The organism is Nocardia sp. XZ_19_369 (assembly GCF_015355715.1).
GTDB lineage: Bacteria > Actinomycetota > Actinomycetes > Mycobacteriales > Mycobacteriaceae > Nocardia.
In genome coordinates, this window is the sequence record NZ_JACVED010000001.1 from 864,797 (window position 1) to 883,980 (window position 19,184).

Annotated in this window: 16 protein-coding genes; 10 read left to right on the forward strand and 6 right to left on the reverse strand. The window is 68.2% G+C overall.

What is annotated here, in order from left to right; all coding sequences use genetic code 11:
- Positions 1 to 239: 239 nt before the first annotated feature.
- Entirely contained in the window at positions 240 to 623 is a 384-nt protein-coding gene (locus IBX18_RS04055) for a hypothetical protein (RefSeq protein WP_194832371.1), read from the reverse strand.
- Between the two features lie 141 nt (positions 624 to 764).
- Here IBX18_RS04055 and IBX18_RS04060 point away from each other — a divergent pair, with 141 nt between their 5' ends.
- Positions 765 to 1,751, forward strand: a complete 987-nt coding sequence (locus tag IBX18_RS04060; protein WP_194832372.1) for an o-succinylbenzoate synthase — start codon at positions 765 to 767, stop codon at positions 1,749 to 1,751.
- 69 nt (positions 1,752 to 1,820) lie between these two features.
- Here the strand turns inward: IBX18_RS04060 and IBX18_RS04065 are convergent, their stop codons facing one another.
- Positions 1,821 to 2,336 carry a TIGR04338 family metallohydrolase gene (locus IBX18_RS04065; RefSeq protein WP_194832730.1) on the reverse strand — a complete coding sequence of 172 codons (516 nt, stop codon included), beginning with the start codon at positions 2,334 to 2,336 and terminating at the stop codon, positions 1,821 to 1,823.
- Positions 2,337 to 2,603: 267 nt separating this feature from the next.
- On the reverse strand, positions 2,604 to 3,470 hold the full coding sequence (locus tag IBX18_RS04070; RefSeq protein WP_228540288.1) for a DUF2786 domain-containing protein: 867 nt from the start codon (positions 3,468 to 3,470) through the stop codon (positions 2,604 to 2,606).
- Positions 3,471 to 3,591: 121 nt separating this feature from the next.
- Here IBX18_RS04070 and IBX18_RS04075 point away from each other — a divergent pair, with 121 nt between their 5' ends.
- The 6 genes from IBX18_RS04075 (at position 3,592) to IBX18_RS04100 (ending at position 10,469) form a co-directional block, all read left to right on the forward strand.
- The gene (locus tag IBX18_RS04075) at positions 3,592 to 4,893 is read left to right on the forward strand and encodes an ABC transporter substrate-binding protein (RefSeq protein WP_147140967.1); all 1,302 of its coding nucleotides are present in this window, start codon (positions 3,592 to 3,594) and stop codon (positions 4,891 to 4,893) included.
- Between the two features lie 47 nt (positions 4,894 to 4,940).
- The gene (locus IBX18_RS04080) at positions 4,941 to 5,963 is read left to right on the forward strand and encodes a carbohydrate ABC transporter permease (protein ID WP_194832373.1); all 1,023 of its coding nucleotides are present in this window, start codon (positions 4,941 to 4,943) and stop codon (positions 5,961 to 5,963) included.
- A complete protein-coding gene (locus tag IBX18_RS04085) occupies positions 5,963 to 6,841 on the forward strand; it encodes a carbohydrate ABC transporter permease (protein ID WP_194832374.1) in 879 nt (292 codons plus the stop codon). Before IBX18_RS04080 ends, IBX18_RS04085 begins: the two co-directional genes overlap by 1 nt.
- A gap of 304 nt (positions 6,842 to 7,145) precedes the next feature.
- Positions 7,146 to 9,386, forward strand: coding sequence for a transglycosylase domain-containing protein (locus IBX18_RS04090; protein ID WP_306796110.1), 2,241 nt, complete (start codon positions 7,146 to 7,148; stop codon positions 9,384 to 9,386).
- A gap of 188 nt (positions 9,387 to 9,574) precedes the next feature.
- Positions 9,575 to 10,033, forward strand: a complete 459-nt coding sequence (locus tag IBX18_RS04095) for a GyrI-like domain-containing protein (protein WP_107653371.1) — start codon at positions 9,575 to 9,577, stop codon at positions 10,031 to 10,033.
- Positions 10,034 to 10,043: 10 nt separating this feature from the next.
- Complete coding sequence (locus IBX18_RS04100; protein WP_147140963.1) at positions 10,044 to 10,469, forward strand: GyrI-like domain-containing protein; 426 nt, start codon at positions 10,044 to 10,046, stop codon at positions 10,467 to 10,469.
- 104 nt (positions 10,470 to 10,573) lie between these two features.
- Here IBX18_RS04100 and IBX18_RS04105 read toward each other — a convergent pair whose 3' ends face one another.
- Positions 10,574 to 11,671 carry an inositol-3-phosphate synthase gene (locus IBX18_RS04105; protein WP_194832375.1) on the reverse strand — a complete coding sequence of 366 codons (1,098 nt, stop codon included), beginning with the start codon at positions 11,669 to 11,671 and terminating at the stop codon, positions 10,574 to 10,576.
- The gene (locus IBX18_RS04110) at positions 11,664 to 12,221 is read right to left on the reverse strand and encodes a PadR family transcriptional regulator (protein WP_107653374.1); all 558 of its coding nucleotides are present in this window, start codon (positions 12,219 to 12,221) and stop codon (positions 11,664 to 11,666) included. The genes IBX18_RS04105 and IBX18_RS04110 overlap by 8 nt, the downstream gene beginning before the upstream one ends.
- 170 nt (positions 12,222 to 12,391) lie before the next feature.
- On the opposite strand from IBX18_RS04110, the gene IBX18_RS04115 reads away from it, so the two are divergent.
- The 3 genes from IBX18_RS04115 to IBX18_RS04125 all read left to right on the forward strand — a co-directional run bounded on the left by IBX18_RS04115 (position 12,392) and on the right by IBX18_RS04125 (position 17,547).
- Positions 12,392 to 12,802 (forward strand): DUF5318 domain-containing protein, encoded by a 411-nt coding sequence (locus tag IBX18_RS04115; protein WP_159080092.1) that lies wholly within the window; start codon positions 12,392 to 12,394, stop codon positions 12,800 to 12,802.
- A gap of 97 nt (positions 12,803 to 12,899) precedes the next feature.
- Positions 12,900 to 15,638 (forward strand): transglycosylase domain-containing protein, encoded by a 2,739-nt coding sequence (locus IBX18_RS04120; protein ID WP_373889159.1) that lies wholly within the window; start codon positions 12,900 to 12,902, stop codon positions 15,636 to 15,638.
- Between the two features lie 133 nt (positions 15,639 to 15,771).
- Positions 15,772 to 17,547 carry a glycosyltransferase 87 family protein gene (locus tag IBX18_RS04125; RefSeq protein ID WP_194832376.1) on the forward strand — a complete coding sequence of 592 codons (1,776 nt, stop codon included), beginning with the start codon at positions 15,772 to 15,774 and terminating at the stop codon, positions 17,545 to 17,547.
- Here IBX18_RS04125 and IBX18_RS04130 read toward each other — a convergent pair.
- Complete coding sequence (locus IBX18_RS04130) at positions 17,529 to 19,157, reverse strand: TerD family protein (protein WP_194832377.1); 1,629 nt, start codon at positions 19,155 to 19,157, stop codon at positions 17,529 to 17,531. The two genes, IBX18_RS04125 and IBX18_RS04130, sit on opposite strands and share 19 nt — an antisense overlap.
- Between the last annotated feature and the right edge of the window lie 27 nt (positions 19,158 to 19,184).

Genomic DNA, 19,184 nt, shown 5'->3' on the forward strand with positions numbered 1-19,184 from the left:
TGACGATTCGGTGCGCAGCAGCACAATCCCTGCGCAACAGGATCGGTCCGGCACCCACTCACGAACTCGTCCGCCACGTGAACTGCCAGGAGACCCACGCGCAGCGCCACAACTCGTGCGCAGCAGCCTGCGATCGCCCGCGCACGAATTCGCTCGCCACGTGCGCCGTCGTCGGCGATTCCCTGCGCAGCGGGGTAATTCGTGCGCGGCGCAGGACCCCATTCACACCCGACGGACACTCAGCGGCCAGCGACCACCTGCGATGCCAGCGCAACCCCGCCGAGAAACGAGGCGACGATCATCAGCGCGGCGAGCACCGGCCAGTACCACATGTACCAGCGCTTGACCGCGGCCACGATGATCATGATCAGCGCGCCGAGCAGGGCGAGCGCGGTGCCGCCCCAGGAGACGAGGAAGGCGGCGCCCAGGTAGCCCTCGCGGCACTTGTTCGGGCCGCACGAGTCGGTAGCGAACGCGAAGAAGACGGTGCAGTAGGCGGCGACGAGACCCAGCGCTGCCGCACCGGCGTACAGGGTGAGCGCCAGCGCCAGATCCCAGGCCCGCGTCTGCGGCCGGGTGTGCGGCTGAGCCGGCCCGTAGGGAGTGGTGCCGTAGTAGGTCATGCATTCAGCATCGCGGCCGGCCGGCGCGTGGAGTACCGCAAAAATACTCAGTCCGCATGAGGGAAATCCGGGACGAGCAGCGGAAACGGCCCGGCAGGCGAGCTCGGCCCTGCCGCAACGGCGCCCGTTAAGCTGGCAACGATGAGCGACTACGCCGCCGACAGCATCGTCTACGCGATCCCGATGCGCACCCGTTTCCGCGGCATCACCGTGCGCGAGGGCATGCTGATCCGGGGTCCACTCGGCTGGGGCGACTTCTGCCCGTTCACCGAGTACGACGACCGGGAAGCGGCCGGGTGGCTGGCCACCGCGCTCGAACAGGTGACGGTGGGCTGGCCGGAACCGGTGCGCGACCGGATCCCGATCAACTGCACGGTCCCCGCGGTCGATCCCGAACGCGCGCACGCGATCGTCGCCGGGTCGGGCTGCGGCACGGCGAAGGTGAAGGTCGCCGACCATCCCGATTCGCTCGCCGAAGACCTGGCCAGGGTCGAGGCGGTGCGCGACGCGCTCGGCCCGGACGGTGCCGTCCGGGTGGACGCGAACGCCGTCTGGGACGTCGACACCGCGGTCGCGCACATCACCCGAATCGACAAGGCCGCAGGCGGTTTGCAGTACGTCGAACAGCCCTGCCGGACCATCGAGGAACTGGCCGCGGTCCGCCGCCGGGTAAACGTGCGCATCGCCGCCGACGAATCCATCCGCCGCGCCGAGGACCCGCTGAAAGTCGCCGTCGCGGGCGCCGCCGACATCGCGGTCCTGAAATGCACACCGCTGGGCGGGGTTCGCCGCGCACTGCGGGTGGCCGAAGCGGCCGGTCTGCCCTGTGCGGTCTCCTCCGCACTGGAAACGAGCGTCGGCCTCGCCGCCCAGCTCGCCCTGGCCGGTGCCCTCCCCGAACTCGAATTCGCCTGTGGCCTGGGCACATTGTCGCTGCTCACCGGCGATGTGGTCAGCGATTCGCTACGTCAGGTCGACGGCTATCTGCCGGTGCCGAGAACGCCGCCCCAGCCCGATCCCGCCCTCGTCGAGCAGTACCGGCAGCAAGACCCGGACCGCACCGCATGGTGGCAGCAGCGGCTCGAGCGGGTGCTGCGACTGGTCGAGTCACCGCCGGAAGCGGTCTGAGCGGACAGTTTTCGCGTCTGCCGCACCGAAAAGGGCCTCGGCTTCCGAAAGTGTCCGCGCAAGCCGGGACTACCCGAAGCGCACACCGCAACCCAGCATGGTCGCACGCAGCACCAGTGCCGCTTCCGGCCCGATGATGCCGTCGACCAATTCGAGGTAGCGGGCGCAGAATTCGGGGCCGTGCGGGGCCACCGAGCCGGGCGCGGATTCGAGATGGTGCGCTAATTCGTGCAGCACCACCAACTCTCGCAACGCCCACGCCCGCCCGCCGCTGTGCAGCGGTACGGCGAGCACGCCCTCGGCGGCCTCATAGTGGGCGGCGGTCGCACCGGCGCGAGACCGGACCCGCACCGCCGTGCCCGCCCGATCCCACTGCGCCCGAACCCAATTGAGGGCGAGAACCTTGTCGGCGTAACTCTGCACGGAGGCCACCGAGGCGAAGCGCCGCTCGATCGGCAACGTGAGATGCGACCCGTACAACTCGACGGTCCGGCTACCGTGCTCGTCGGCCCGATCGAACATGCCGCGCACCAGCTGCTCGGCGTCGTACACCTTGGCGCGCTGAGTATCTCGCACGCTCACCAGCATCGTCCCCCACGCGCACCGATGCGACCCGGCTCGCCGATCCACTGCGCGACCGCCCGAAGACCCGCGCCGAGCCGAAGGTAGGCGGAGCTCATGCCGCCCCCTGCGCGACCGCACCAGGAAGCACGCCTAGCCTGAAGTACCGGGAACTCATGCCGATCCCCGTCACGGCCACTCGAGCACGCGCGCCGAGCCCGAAGTACGGGGCCGCGCACGCCGATCCCTGCCCAGCCACACAGGGACCACCGAGCCATTGATACGCGAACCTCACGCCGACCCATTGGTCGAACCGCGCGACCGGCGCGTCGTCAACTGCCCGCGTGCCGCCCCGAGCTCCGGCGAGGTACCGATCCGAGCCGCCTTACCCGCACGGTCACCCGCCCGCCGTGCCGCCGCCGAATGCCCGGCCGAGGCCTGCGGACCACGCCAGGTCCCGCGCGCCTCGGAGGTGCTGGCATAGAAATCGGTGAGCTCGATCTCCTTGTTGCGCAACGCGAGCGCCGTGCCCGCCGCCGTGTCGTCCGCGGGCACCGCCTCGGCCTCGACCTCCGCCTTCACCGCGGCCAGCCGCTGCCCGATCCGCGCGGCGAACGCCATCTGGAAATTCAGCCGCGCCGTCACCCCCGCGACGGGCGCCTGCACCTTGCGTTGCACCTTGCGCCCCCAGCGCTTTTCGGTGACCACCTTCTCCACCGTAGCCGAGCGGTACTGCCCGGACTTGATGTACTGGTCGGACGCACGCACCATCTGCACGAGCAGACTCGCGTACAACGCCTCGCAGGTATCGATGTCGGAGTCGAAACCGTAGGCGTACACCTGAGTCGAGGTGCGAGCGACATCGCAGCGCACATCGTTGGCGTGGGCGATGGCGACGAACAATTGGACGTAGGTGCGCAGCCCGCGCTTGCCTGGTTCGCCGATCGCAATGATCCGCTGGATCGGCGTCGCCCGGCGCTCACGCCCTGCGACGTGCGCACGAGCCACCGTCAGATCGATCGACGACCGGGTCGCCAGTCGTTGCGCGGCGGCCAGGAACGCCTCCGCCTCGTGCTCGTTGTCGGTGGATTCGGCCTGGCGCAGCAGCCCACCGATGCGTGTCAGCATCCGCTCGGGAACCGGGTTCGGCGATGTCATCACACGCCAGAGTAGCGAGCACTTCCCGCCACAATCCCGCGAGTCACTGCCACACCATGTATCTTGCGTTGTGCAACCGGCAGGGTGTGCTAATGCTCACGATCGATCTGGAGTGTCCACGATGGCTGTGAAAAAGGTGTCGTCCCTACGTACGTCGCTCGTACCGAAGGCCGCGCTCGCGGCTGTCTCGGTCGCGCTGCTGACGGCGACGTTCACCAGCGCCTGCTCCAGTGACAGCGGTGGCAGTCCGACGAGCCAGAACCTCACCGGGCGCGGGCCGATCACCTACGTCGAGGGCAAGGACACCACCGAGACCGGTGCGGTCAAGCAGCTCATCGAGCGCTGGAACGCCTCGCACCCGGACGAGCAGGTGACGTTCAAGGAGCAGTCGAACGACGCCTCGCAGCAGTTCGACGATCTGGTCGAGCACATGCGCTCCAAGCAGTCCGACTACGACGTGGTCGCGCTCGACGTGCCGTGGACCGCCCAGTTCGCCGCGAAGGGCTGGATCCAGCCGCTGAAGGACTCCTTCGCCATCGACACCTCCGCGCTGCTCTCCCCGCCGGTCGCCAGCGCCACCTACAACAACACGCTGTACGCGGCGCCCCGAAACACCAACGGCGGCCTGCTGTTCTACCGCAAGGACCTGGTGCCCAACCCGCCCAAGACGTGGAAAGAGCTGCTGGACCAGTGCCCGCTCGCCAAGGAGCAGAACATCGGCTGCTACGCCGGTCAGTTCGCGCCGTACGAGGGCCTGACGGTGAACACCGCCGAGGTGATCAACGCCTACGGCGGTAGCTTCGTCGGCGCCGACGGCAAGACCCCGACGGTGAACAGCGCGCAGTCCAGGGCCGGGCTGAAGGTCCTGGTCGACGCCTACAAGAACGGCGACATCCCGCCGGAGGCGATCACCTTCAAGGAGCCGGAGAGCAGCAACGCGTTCGCGCAGGGCAAGCTCATGTTCCTGCGGTCGTGGCCGTCCACCTACGGTGACGTCGGCGGCGACGCCTCCTCGGTGAAGGACAAGTTCGGCGTCGCGCCGCTGCCCGGCGAGAACGGTGTCGGCGCGTCCACCCTCGGTGGCTACAACGCGGCGATCAGCGCGTACTCCAAGAACAAGGCCACGGCGCTGGACTTCCTGCGCTTCCTGATCAGCGAGGACGCCCAGCACATCGTCGCCTCGGGCGCGCTGCCCTCGGTGCGCGCCTCGATGTACGACGACCCGGCGCTGATCGCGAAGATGCCGTACCTGCCCGCGCTCAAGGATTCCATCTCCAGCGCGGTGCCGCGGCCGGTCACCCCGTTCTACCCGGCGGTGTCGAAAGCCATCCAGGACAACGCTTATGCTGCGCTGAAGCAGACCAAGACCATCGATGACGCGATCATCGGGATGCAGAAGGGCATCGAGACCGCGGGATCGTAGAGCGGATAGCGCAGCGGACCCGACGAGACCCGTAGGAGAGAGAAACGGTGTCGGATCCTTCGGGAGCGGCCAGCACTGTGCCGAGTGAGGAATTCCTGCCACGCAAGCGTGGCCTCGGCGAGACCCTGGCATTGGAAATGCGGCGCTCCGGCAAAGCCTGGATGTTCGTCGCGCCGGTGATGGTGGCGCTGGCCGTGGTCATCGGCTACCCGGTCATCCGGGCGTTGTGGATGTCGTTCCAGAAGGATTCGGGTCTCGACCCGGCGACGGGCATGTTCGTCGAGGGCGGCAGCGCGGGCTTCGCGAACTACACGCACTGGCTGCTGCAGCAATGCCAGGCGGGCGGCGAGATGGTCAGCTGCCCGACCGGCAACCTCGGTTCGCAGTTCTGGTCGGCCATCCTGGTCACGCTGTTCTTCACCGTGGTCACGGTGACGCTGGAGGCCACGCTCGGGCTCGGCTTCGCCATGGTGATGGGCAAGACGTTCAAGGGACGTGCGCTGCTGCGCGCCGCGGTGCTGATTCCGTGGGCGATCCCCACGGCGGTCACCGCGCGGCTGTGGGAGTTCATGTTCCAGTACGACGGGGTGGTGAACCGGGTACTCGGCACGAACATCCTGTGGACCTCCGATGCGTGGCCCGCGCGGTTCGCGGTGATCGCGGCCGACGTGTGGAAGACGACGCCGTTCATGGCGCTGCTGCTGCTGGCAGGCCTGCAGGTGATCCCGGCCGACGTCTACGAGGCGGCCAAGGTCGACGGCGCCACCGCCTGGCAGCGGTTCACCCAGATCACGCTGCCGCTGCTCAAGCCCGCGCTGCTGGTCGCGGTGCTGTTCCGGACGATGGACGCGCTGCGCATGTACGACCTGCCCGCGATCATGACCCTCGGTAACCCGTCCACCCAGGTGGTGTCGATCCTGGTGGTCGATCAGGTCCGGCAGGGTCCCAACAGCGCGGCCGCGCTGTCGACGATCACCTTCCTGATGATCTTCGCGGTGGCCTTCGTGCTGGTGAAGGTCCTCGGCGCCAACGCCGTTCGGACCCAGGAAGAACAGCGGGAGGCGCACTGATGTCGGTTCGGACTGCGGAAAAGCCTGCCGCGCCCTCGGTTCCGTGGACGCAGCGGCTCAAGTCGGTGCGGCTGTACGCGGGCGTGGCGATCGTGCTGATCTGGGGACTCGGGCCGTTCTACTGGATGACCGTCACCGCGTTCCGCGATCCCGCCTACACCTTCGACAGCACCCCGTGGCCGACCCACCTCACGCTGGAGAACTTCCGCAACGCGTTCGACACCAGCCGTGGCAACAACTTCGGCAGGGCGCTGGGCAACAGCGTCATCATCGGTTCCATCACCACGGTGATCGCCCTGGTCCTCGGCGTACTCGCCGCCTATGCGCTGGCGCGCCTGACCTTCCGCGGCAAGTACGTGGTGTCCGGGCTGATCCTGAGCGCCTCGATGTTCCCGGTGGTCGTGCTGGCCACCCCGCTGTTCCAGCTGTTCACCAATCTCGGCTGGATCGGCAAGTACCAGGCGATGATCATCCCGAACATCTCGTTCGTGCTGCCGATGACCGTCTACATCCTGGCCTCGTTCTTCGCCGAGCTGCCGTGGGAGCTCGAAGAGGCGGCGCGGATCGACGGCGCCACCAAGCTGCAGGCGTTCCGGCTGGTAATGCTGCCACTGGCGGCGCCCGCGGTATTCACCACCGCGATCCTGGCCTTCATCGCCGCGGTGAACGAATACCTGTTGGCCCGACTGCTTTCCAGCGGCAGCACCGAGCCGGTCACCGTCGCGGTCGCCCGCTTCTCCGGCAACAACCCGCTGGTCGAGCCGTACGCCGCGATCATGGCCGCGGGCGTCATGGTGTCGATCCCATTGGTCATCATGGTGCTGCTGTTCCAGCGCCGCATCATCTCCGGCCTTACCGCGGGTGGCGTCAAGAGCTAGAACACCCGCTCAGAGCACGTTTTTCGAGCTATCACCGGAATCCGGCCGTCCCCCGGCGGCCCGGTGATAGCATCGCGGGTCACCCACGGCGCGAGTAAAGTCGGGCTCGTGGGGGCCCATTTCCGATCGTTGTTCGTGCAGGTGAGTTTCGGCCGACGCTCCGGGAGGAGATGATCGTGAACGAGCGCCAGCGAGTGAGCCAGGGACACCGCGCGTCCGCCGGGCGCGACAGGGCCGAGCACCGGCGAGGCGGCGTCGTGAACCAGCATCGGGGAGCCGGCGTGCCCGCCGACGAGGCAGCGTCGTGAATTCGTTTCGCAAACGGCGAAAGGATGCACCGGAGTCCCCGCCCTATGCCTCGATCGCGGGCTTCAACGAGCTGGGCGGCACCACCGAGCGCAGTAAGAAACACGCCGCAAAGCCCAAGACGCCCCGGCCGGCACCCACGCCCGACCCGGAACACCCGCCGCGCACCCGAGCCGAACGCTTCCGCCGGCTGGTGCTCGCGCTGTTCATCATCTTCGGCGCGGTACCGACGCTGCTGTTCGTGCTCGTCTACTGGAGCGCCGAAATCCCCGAACCCGGCTCGGTGCAGACCAATCAGATCGCCACCGTGCTCGCCGCCGACGGCAGCACGGTGATCGCCAAGGTGGTGCCGCCCAACGGCAATCGCACGCCGGTCCCGCTGGCCGAGGTGCCCGAGCCGGTCCGCAACGCGATGCTCTCCGCCGAGGACCGCAACTTCTACAGCAACCCCGGTTACTCGACCTCCGGCTTCCTGCGCGCCGCCCGCGACAACATGCTCGGCCGGGACAACGCCGGCGGTGGCTCCACCATCACCCAGCAGTACGTGAAGAACGCCTTCCTCGGTTCCGAGCGCACGCTCACCCGGAAGATGCGTGAGCTGGTCATCGCGGCCAAGATGGCGCGGCAGTGGAGCAAGGACGACATTCTCGCCGCCTACCTCAACACCATCTACTACGGCCGCGGTTCCTACGGCATCGCGGCGGCGACCAAGGCCTACTTCAACAAACCGGTGAACCAGCTGACCCTGGCCGAGGGCGCCGTGCTCGCCGCGCTGGTTCGCACGCCGTCCATCCTCGACCCGGAGACGCACCTGCCGGATCTGACGGCGCGATGGAAGTACGTGCTCGACGGCATGGTCGAGATGGGCGTCCTGGCACCGGGCGACCGGGACGCGACCACCTTCCCCTCGATCATCCCGCTCAGCGAGATTCCCGACGACAACGTGGCCCGCGGCCCCGAGGGCCTGATCCGCACCCAGGTGGTGCGCGAACTGCGCTCCTCCGGCATCAGCGAGCACGAGCTGAACACCGGCGCGCTGCAGATCACCACGACCATCGACATGAAAGCCCAGCAGGCCGTGCTGGACGCGGTGCACAACCGGCTCAGCGGCCAGCCGCCGGAACTGCGCGCCGCGGTCGTCTCGATCGATCCGCGCTCCGGTGCGGTGCGCGCCTACTTCGGCGGCGACGACGGCATCGGCTACGACTACGCCCAGGCGCCGTTGCAGACCGGGTCGGCGTTCAAGCCGTTCGCGGTGATCGCCGCCCAGCAGCAGAGCATTCCGCTGAACCGCATGCTGGACAGTTCACCGGTTACGGACCGGGGTACCAAGATCACCAACGTGGACGGCGAGACCTGCGGCCGCTGCACCATGGCCGAGGCGCTGAAGCGCTCGCTCAACACCAGCTTCTACCGGATGACCATGTCCATGTTCGACGGGCCCAAGGCCATCGCCGACGCGGCACACGCGGCGGGCATTCCGGAACAGATCCCCGGCGTGGCGGGCAAGACTCTCACCGAGGACGGCGGGCGGCCGCTGAACGGAATCGTGCTGGGGCAGTACCTGGTTCGCCCGATCGACATGGCCTCCGCGTACGGCACGATCGGCGCGTCCGGGGTGTATCACCAGCCGTATTTCGTGCAGCGGGTGGTGACCGGTGACGGGCGGGTACTGCTCGACCGCGGCGCGCCCGAACAACAGGTCGGCGAGCAGTTGCCCGCGGGTCAGCAACGCATCCCCCGCACCATCGCCGACAACACCGCCCAGGCGATGACGTCGATCGCCGCCTACTCCAACGGCCACGCCCTCGCCGGTGGCCGCCCGTCCGCGGCGAAGACCGGTACCACCCAGCTCGGCGAGTCCAAGCTGAACAAGGACGCCTGGATGATCGGCTTCACCCCGTCGCTGTCCACGGCGGTCTGGATCGGCACCGAACAGTCGCAGCCGATCCACACCGCGCGCGGCACCGACATCTACGGCTCCGGCCTGCCCGCCGACATCTGGAAGCAGGTGATGGACGGCGCGCTCGCCGGCACCCCGATCGAGCAGTTCCCGGCCACCAACGGCGCGGCGACGGCCGCGCCGCCGGGCGCGAACAGACCGTCGGGCGGCAACTACGACATCCTGAATCCGCCGCAGGGTCCGCCGCGGGAACCGATCGTGATCATCCCGCCCGCACCGGAGGGGCCTAAGGAAGTGGAGATATTTCCCGGCCTGACCATTCCGGTACCGCGATAGCGATGATGCTGTGACCTTCTTGCACCCAGGGGAACGCATGACATGGCAGCATCGTTTGCCAGAGTGAGAGCGAACAGCGAGTGTGTCGGACAAGGCCGACGCCGATGCCGCGGGATCGATGCGGAAGGATATGCGCTCGAGCGACGACGCCGCCAATTGGAGACAGACGAGACATAGGGGCTACGCCGGTGGATTTCAATGTCGTTGACCAACCCGAGACGCTGGTGGCGGGAACAGTACTTCGCAGCCCGGCGCTCGCGGTCGAAGGACCGCGCCGCGCGAAAGTCGAAGAGGCGTGGAAACGCAACCTGGCTCGCCAGCTGCCCGGGCCGCCGACGACCGCGTACGTGGACCACGCGCCGGAAATCAATTCGTATCTGACGCACATCGTCGGCTACCGCTGCCGCAGCCTCGACGACTTATTGCCCGGTGACGTGCTGGCCAGAGTGCCCGCAGGCCGATTCGCCCGGTTCATCGCCAGCGGTGACAACCTCGGCGACACCATCGTGCACATCTGGCGTTCGGTGTGGGACGCCGAGGCGGCGGGCCGTTTCGTGCGCGCCTACACCGGCGATTGGGAGCACTATCCCGACGCGCGGACGGCCGAAGTCTTCGTAGCGCTGGCAGACGATCAAGTCGACGGGTAGGAACAGGACTGTGGACTTCGAGATTGTCACGTTGGACGAGAGCCTGGTCGCCGGACTGACCGTCCCGCTAGCCGGGCGCGAGGTGACCGCGCGCGACCTCGACCTGGTGAACTTCACCTGGGACCGCTACCTGGCGCGCGAGAAGAGCGTGCCCAGGGTGGCCGCCTACATCGGCCAGAACGACCACGCCGTCGCCGTGCTCGGCTACGAGGTCGCCGCGATGGACGAGATGGACGCAGGCGACGTACTCACCCGCGTCCCGCACGGCCGCTACGCCAAGTTCGTCGTCTCCGACAAGCCCTACGACCTCCTGCGCACCGCCTGGGCCCAGGTCCGCAAGGCCGAAAGCGCGGGAACCATCACCCGCTCGCACACCGCCGAGATCGAGCGCTACACCGGCCCGACCTCGGTCGAGGTCTACGTCTCCTTGGACTGAACACGCCGGACGCACCGAGCCGGGCCACCGAAAGTTCGTGTGGCCCGGCTCGTTTCGTTACGGTGCATCCCCGCTCGGAGCTTTACCTTCGCGCGGCCGATAACTCACGCGTCGATGATGAAGGCTTCCAGCTGCTCGCGGGCGACATCGTCGGCCAGCTGCTTCGGCGGGGACTTCATCAGGTAGGCCGACGCCGGGATGACCGGTCCGCCGATGCCACGGTCCTTGGCGATCTTCGCCGCGCGGACCGCGTCGATGATGATGCCCGCCGAGTTCGGCGAGTCCCACACCTCGAGCTTGTATTCCAGGCTCAGCGGCACGTCACCGAAGGCGCGACCCTCGAGCCGGACGTAGGCCCACTTGCGGTCATCGAGCCAGCCGACGTGATCGGACGGGCCGATGTGCACGTCCTTGGCGCCCATTTCCTTCTTCAGGTTGCTGGTGACGGCCTGGGTCTTGGAGATCTTCTTCGACTCCAGCCGCTCACGCTCCAGCATGTTCTTGAAGTCCATGTTGCCGCCGACGTTGAGCTGCATGGTGCGGTCGAGCTGCACGCCGCGGTCCTCGAACAGCTTGGCCATGACGCGGTGGGTGATGGTCGCGCCGACCTGGCTCTTGATGTCGTCACCGACGATCGGCACGCCCGCCTTGGTGAACTTCTCGGCCCACACCGGGTCGGAGGCGATGAACACCGGCAGCGCGTTGACGAAGGCGACGTTCGCGTCGATGGCGCACTGGGCGTAGAACTTGTCGGCCTCTTCCGAACCCACCGGCAGGTAGGAGACGAGGACGTCGACCTTGTTGTCCTCGAGCACCTTCACCACGTCGACCGGCTCGGCCTCGGAGAGGTCGATCGTCTCGGCGTAGTACTTGCCGATGCCGTCGAGGGTCGGACCGCGTTGCACGACAACGTCGCTCGGCGGCACGTCGGAGATCTTGATGGTGTTGTTCTCGCTGGCGAAGATCGCCTCGGCGAGGTCGAAACCGACCTTCTTCGCGTCGACGTCGAATGCGGCGACGAACTTCACGTCGCGGACGTGGTACTTGCCGAATTTGACGTGCATGAGGCCGGGCACGGTCGCGGTCTCGTCCGCGTCCTTGTAGTACTGCACACCCTGGACCAGCGAGGAAGCGCAGTTGCCCACACCTACGATGGCGACGCGAACTTCTGTGGCGTTGTCAGCCTTCTTGTCATCACTCATGGCCGATATTTCCCTCTTTCTGTGGTGCCGCCTTCGTCGATTGCTCCGCCGCAATCAACTCGTTGAGCCAGCGCACTTCGCGCTCGCTTGATTCGAGTCCGAGCTGGTGGAGCTGCCGGGTGTAGCGATCGAGCGACCCGCTGGCCTTCTTGATCGCCTCCCGGAGTCCTTCTCGGCGCTCCTCGACCTGACGCCGCCTGCCCTCCAGAATCCGCATCCGCGCTGTCGCGGGGGTGCGGCTGAAGAAGGCGAGGTGGACGCCGAAGCCGTCGTCGGTGTAGTTCTGCGGTCCGGTGTCGGCGAGCAGTTCACTGAACCGCTCGCGGCCCGCCGGAGTCAGTTGGTAGACGCGGCGGGCACGGCGCGTGACCACACCCGCTGGGATCTCCTCGGCGATCAGTCCGTCCGACTGCATACGGCGCAGCGTGGGATAGAGAGACCCGTAGGAGAAGGCCCGAAACGCGCCGAGCAGGCCGGTGAGCCGCTTGCGCAGCTCGTAACCGTGCATGGGCGATTCGAGGAGCAGCCCGAGAATTGCCAGCTCGAGCACCGGGCTTCACCTCCCTGACTATGTACAGACCTAACCGATGGATGCGACTCCAAACTATATCGGAGCGATATAACGCTGCACAGTCGCGGGCGATATAAAGCACGATCTACCGGGTTTCTCATACCCCTGAGCCGGGGCGGCCCCTCGGCAACACCGCTACTCTGGTTCTCGTGCGAATCCAGCGGCAAGTGGTCGACTACGCCCTCCGGCGTCGGTCGTTGCTGGCTGACGTGTATGCGGGCCGCGTCGATGTCGCCGAGGTATGTGATGCGAATCCCTACCTGCTGCGTGCGGCGAAGTTCCACGGCCGGGGGAGCGAGGTCACATGCCCGATCTGCCGGAAAGAACAGCTCACGCTTGTATCTTGGGTCTACGGCGACGGTCTCGGACCGGTGGCGGGATCGGCTCGGACCCCGGAGGAGCTGACGCGCCTGGCCGAGACTCGTGAGGAGTTCTCGGTCCATGTCGTCGAGGTATGCCGCAGCTGCAGCTGGAATCATCTGGTGCAGTCCTACGTCCTCGGGACCACGCCGGCGCCAACGCGGCGTCGCACCGGGACCCGGCGCACCGCAGCCGAATGAAATGCCTGGTCATCTGCCCGTCGGGTGACTCGCGGAGCCACCACGTGTCCGCCGCGGTCGACGTGACCGCCTCGAGCCACCCGCACCGTTACGAGTTATGGAGATCTTGTCAGTGAATTCGCCCTACGAGACTTCCCCCTACGGCGATGAACCGCACGGCGGCCGTCCTCCACGGAGTTCACACCCAGGTCCCAATCCGTATCAGAACCCACGCCCCGGCCCGCCGGGCGCCCGGCCCGGCCCACCGCCCGGCCAGCGTCCCGCCCCCTACCCCGGGGAACTGCGTGGACCGCAGCCGCAGCGCCGTCCCGGCCCGCCCCCGCCGCAGCAGCGGCCGCCGCAGGGACGGCCGAACCAGGCCCCGCCGCCCGGCGCCCAGGCCACCCAGAAGATCGAGCGCGACTCGCTACCCGGCGCGGCCGCCGACCGGACCAGGCGCGGTGGCCCGGCCACCGGCCCGCGCCCGACCGCCGAACGGGCTCGCCGCGTCGGCGACACCGGCACCGGTGAACGCAGGCAGACCGCGGGCGGACCGCCGTCCGGCCCGCCCCCGCGCCGCAACGGCGGCAGCGGCGGCGACGGCTCCGGCGGATCGGGTAAGCGCAGGCCCGGCCAGAAGAAGAAATCGCCGTGGCGAATCGTGCGCCGGGTCATCTACGTGATGATGGCCATGGCCATCCTGATACCCAGTGGCGTGTTCCTGATCGCCTACACCACCGTTTCGGTACCCCAGCCGGGCGACCTCAAAACCAATCAGGTGGCGACCATCTTCGCTTCCGACGGCGAAACGGTGATCAGCAGACGTGTTCCGCCGGAAGGCAACCGGACCGATGTGACGATCGAGCAGATTCCGGCACACGTCCGCAACGCGGTGATCGCCGCCGAGGACCGGGACTTCTACTCCAACCCCGGCTTCTCGATCTCCGGCTTCGCGCGCGCCGCCCGGGACAACGTGCTCGGCAAGGAAAGCGCCGGTGGTGGTTCCACGATCACCCAGCAGTACGTGAAGAACGCGCTGGTCGGTGACGAACGCTCGCTCACCCGAAAGATGCGTGAGCTGGTCATCTCGGCCAAGATGGCGCGGCAGTGGAGCAAGGACGAGATCCTCGCGGCCTACCTCAACACCATCTACTTCGGTCGCGGCGCCTACGGTATCGACGCCGCCGCCAAGGCCTACTTCGAGAAGCCGGTGACGGAGCTGACCGCCGCCGAGGGCGCGGTGCTCGCCGCCACCATCCAGCAGCCGTCCGGCCTGGACCCGGAGAAGAACCCCGAGGGCGCGAAGACCCGCTGGAACTATGTGCTCGACGGGATGGTCTCCGGCGGCAACCTGCCCGCGGCCGAACGGCAGAGCATGCAGTACCCCCGGGTGGCCCCGGTGTCGAACACCGAGGACAAGACCCTGGACTCGGGCCCGGAGGGCCTGATCAAACAGCAGGTGCTCAAGGAGTTGTCCGCCGAGGGCATCAGCGAGCAGCAGCTCAACACCGCGGGTCTGTCGATCACCACCACGATCGATCCGAATGCGCAGCAGGCGGCCGTGGATGCGGCGCAGAAGAAGCTGCAGGGCGAGCCGGAGAAGCTGCGTGCCGCGGTCGTCTCGGTGGATCCGAAGACCGGTGCGGTGCGGGCCTACTACGGCGGTGACGACGGTAAGGGCTGGGACTACGCCAACGCGGGCCTGCAGCCCGGCTCGTCGTTCAAGGTGTTCGGTCTCGCGGCGAATCTCGAACAGGGCGTACCGCTCTCGCAGATGTACGACAGCTCGCCGATCACCGTCAACGGCATCAAGATCACCAACGTCGAGGGTGAGGGCTGCGGCATGTGCACCATCGCCGAGGCGTTGAAGCGCTCGCTGAACACCAGCTTCTACCGGATGCAGATCGACATGGGCAACGGGCCGAGGAAGATCGCCGACATGGCGCACAAGCTCGGCATCCCGGAGACCATTCCCGGCGTCGGCCCCTCGCTCACCGAGCCGGACGGCAGCGGCCCGAACAACGGCATCGTGCTCGGCCAGTACGACGCCCGCGCACTCGACATGGCCTCCGCCTACGCGACTTTGGCGGCCTCCGGGGTCTACCACAAGCCGCACTTCGTGCAGAAGGTCGTCACCGCCGACGGCACCGTGCTGCTCGATCGCGGCGAGGTGCCCGGCGAGAAGCGGGTCGAGGCGGCGGTGGCCGACAACGTGACGGCGGCGATGAAGCCGATCGCGGCGTGGTCGCGCAACCACAACCTGGCCGGCGGGCGCGAGTCGGCCAGCAAGACCGGCACCGCCCAGCTCGGTGACACCGGTGAGAACAAGGACGCCTGGATGGTCGGCTACACGCCGTCGCTGTCCACCGCGGTGTGGGTGGGGGCCGTCGACAGCACGGCGCTGCGCAACTACCAGGGCGGCATGATCTACGGCTCCGGCCTGCCGTCCGACATCTGGAAGGCCACCATGGACGGTGCGCTGGAAGGCACCAAGAACGAGACCTTCCCCAAACCCGCGCCCATCAAGGGCCAAGCGGGCGTGCCGGAATGGTCGGCGCCGTACACGCCGCCGCCGACCACCGAGGTCCCGTTCCTGCCGCCGATCCAGATTCCCTCGGGCCCGATCGAGATCCTGCCCGGCATCGTCATCCCTGGCCTGCCCGGCGCGCAGCAACAGCCGCAACAGCGCCCGCAGCAGCAGCAACAACAGCCGCAACGCGAGGAAGGTCCGGGTCCGCTGCCCGGGCAGCCGGTGGCACCTACCGACGGCGCATCGCCGACCGCGACCGGCTCGCCGCGGGCGGGCAACGGGCAGAACGAGAGCACCGGGGCACCACCCACCACCCGCAGCCGGTAGTGGCGAACCTGCGGCACCCGACGGAATACGCCGTGGTGCCGCAGGTTCCACACTGCGAGGAGCCCCACCACCCTGCTGAGTGGGGACGACTCGATCCGAAGCAATAGTCGAACTCAAGGTAGCGTCGGGGGCCGTGACCGATCAGGAACTGGTGGACCAGCGGACGAACGGGAGCGTGCCGCGGGCCGATGGGGCACCTTCCGGCGGCGCGTACTACGTCGCGCCCGGCCCGCTCGCGCCGGATCTGCGCTCCGCCGACGCCCGGGATCGGCCCAGCCGCAACGACTCACTCACCGCACAGCTGTCGACGGTCGTCGGCGGCCCGGTCGGTGAACACGCGCTGATCGGGCGGGCCCGGTTCTGGACGCCGATGCGAGTGCTGCTGGCGTTCACGGTGGTGTTCCTGGCGTTCGGCTGGTTCAGCAAGGCGGGCTGCATCCAGCAGACCGGCACCGGCGAGGGATCGCTGACCCTCGACTGGAACAACGGGCGCCAGTACGTGGCGATGTGCTACTCGGACACGGTCCCGCTGTACGGCGCGGAGCGGTTGAACGAGGGCGCCTTCCCGTACAAGAAGGACTGGACCGAGAAGACCCCGGACGGCGGCCAGGAAACCCGGTACATGGAGTATCCGGTGTTGTCCGGTCTGTACCAATACCTTTCGATGCGGATCGCCAAGGCCTGGGATGCCGCGCCGCTGCCCGGCGCGCTGCAGGTGGTGATCTACTTCAACGTCGTCGCCTTCGGCCTCGCGCTGGCCTGGCTGATCACCGTATGGGCGAGCGCGCAGCTGGCCGGGCGCCGGGTGTGGGATGCGGCGCTGATCGCCTGCTCGCCACTGGTGATCGTGCACATCTTCACCAATTTCGATGCCCTGGCAACGGCTTTCGCCGCGACCGGCCTGCTGGCCTGGGCGCGCCGACGCCCGGCCCTCGCGGGACTGCTGCTAGGTCTCGGCGGCGCCGCCAAGCTGTATCCGCTGCTGCTGCTCGGCCCGATCGTGGTGCTCTGCCTGCGCGCCGACCCGATGCAGCGGCTGCCCAGCACTCAGCTCGGGCTGCGCTTTCGCGATATCGACAGCTGGTCGGCGGCGCAGGACTGGGTGCGCGAAACCCCGTATCGCATACACCTGTTCAGCCTGCGGCCGCTCGGCGCCGCGGCCGTCGCGGTCGCCGCCGCGCTCGGCACCTGGGTGGTGGTGAACCTGCCCATCGCCGCGCTGTACCCGAACGGCTGGCGGGAGTTCTTCCGGCTCAACACCACCCGGCACGCCGACCCGGACTCGATCTACAACGTGATCACCTCGTTCACCGGCTGGAGCGGCTTCGACGGCACGCTGAGCCACGGGGAACCGCCGGTCATCCTGAACGCGGTGTCCCTGCTGGCGTTCGTCGCCGCGTGCGTGGCGATCGGCTACATCGCGCTGACCGCGCCGCAACGCCCCCGGCTCGCGCAGCTGTGCTTCTTGGTGGTGGCCGCGTTCCTGGTGACGAACAAGGTGTGGAGCCCGCAGTATTCGCTGTGGCTGGTGCCGCTGGCCGTGCTGGCGCTGCCGCATCGGCGAATCCTGTTGGCCTGGATGACGATCGACGCGCTGGTCTGGGCGCCGCGCATGTTCTACTACCTCGGCCTCGACAAGAAGGGCCTGCCGGAGCAGTGGTTCACCGGCACGGTCGTCGTGCGCGATCTCGCGGTACTCGGCTTGTGCGCCTTGATCGTTCGGCAGATCTATCGCCCTGAAGAAGACCTGGTTCGCCGCGACTATGTCGACGACCCGATCGGCGGCATCGTCGACCGCGCGCCGGATCCGTTGCTGCCCTGGCTGCCCGAGCTGCTGCGGCCCCGGGTGGCGCCGACCCGCGAGTGGCACTCGCAGGTCGACGACTCGGCTCAGTGGGTGCGCAGGTAACGCGCCAGCAGCACCGGATCCTCGGGCAGCGTGTCCAGGTCGAGCTGCCAGGGGCTGCCGGTCCACGGATCGAACAGCGGTGCGCCTGCGATCGTCGGCAGGTGCCTGCACGACTGGGACAGCATCGCCACGGTGGTGTCGCTCGACTCGGATTCGTCGCTGCCGATGATCACGATCGACAGCCCGATCAGCTCGCCGCGCACCATCAGCGAACCGATGCGCTGCGCGTCCGAACTCTGGTAGCCGTGCGGGAAATCCGCCGCGATCAGGATTCGGTGCTCCTCGGGCGGACTGCCCATGCCGCTGGTGAAGGCCAGCTCGGCCAGCTCCGCGGCCTGGACCAGCGCCTGCAGCCGCGCCGAGATCTCGGTGTGGTCGGTGATCGGCGGTCCGTTGAGCACCGGCGCGAGCAGGTCGGTGAAACCGCTGAACGCACCGGTCAGATCGATGATGTCGACCAGCGTGCGCCGACCCGGCGCCGCGGTGAGCAGCCGCGCGAGCAGCGCGCTCACCACCGGCGCGACCGCGCGGGTGGACTCGGTATCGATCCACAGCGGCCGATTCAACGGCACCGGAACGCAATACGGCACCCGCAGCGTCCCGCGTTCGAGCGCGTACAGCTCGCCGAGCCGGATGCCGTCGCTCGGCGTGACCGGCTTCTCCCAGACCGGCGAGTCCCAGGACGCCAGCGCGGGCGGCAGCATCAGATCGGCGTCGGCGAGCTCGCGCACGAGCTGCGCGCTGTCGCGCTGATGGTTGCTCTCGGCGGTGGCGATCAGTTCGTCGTTGCGTTGCTGCGCCGCCCGGCGCGCGGCGTCGGCGACCGGGGTGTTCCTGGTCTCGGGATCCGCGACCGCGACCGATAATTCCTGGTCCAGCCGCTTGGCCGCGTAGTCACGGGCGGACAGCAGCGCGGCGGCCGAACGAGCGGCATCCTCGAAGATCATCCACAGGCGTTCCAGCCCGTGCCCGACCTCCAGCGGCGCCGCCGCCGCGGAGCGGGCTTCGCTGGCCATCGGACCGGCCATGGTGTGTACGCCCGGCCCGGCCTGGTGCGCCGCGGTCGGCTGGGGCACCTCACCGACCTGTGCCGCCGAGCCGGTTTGCGCGGCGGGATCGGCCGGATCGTCCTCGACTTCGACGCCGTGCGCGGTCAGCAGCACGCCGAGGCCACCGGAGTAGCCCTGCCCGACGGCGCGCAGCCGCCAATCGGTGCCGCGGCGGTACACCTCCAGGCAGATCAGCGCCGCCTCACCGGCCGACGGCGTGATCACGAATTCCGCTGCGGTTCGGTCGTTCTCGGACAGTGTCGCGGTCACCGTGCCGAGGCCGCCGGGGCTGGCGGGCACCGCCGGGTCGGCGCTGACCATCAGCAGCACCGCCTTGGCGTCACCGCGCACCTCGGGCAGCGTGACGGTCACCTCGTCCGCGTCCAGCCGCACCCCCGCGGCGGTCGGCTGGTTGTAGAACACGAAATCCTCGGGGGCGAAGACCTTGAGGTTCTCCGCCACCACCAGCGCCGAAACGTCTAGTGCCGCCTCGGCTTTCGCCCGGAATCGGACGACATTGCCGGTCAGTGGCGTGTTCTGACCGGCCTTCAGTTGAATCACCTTGTCTGCCTTGCTGTTCGCGCCGTC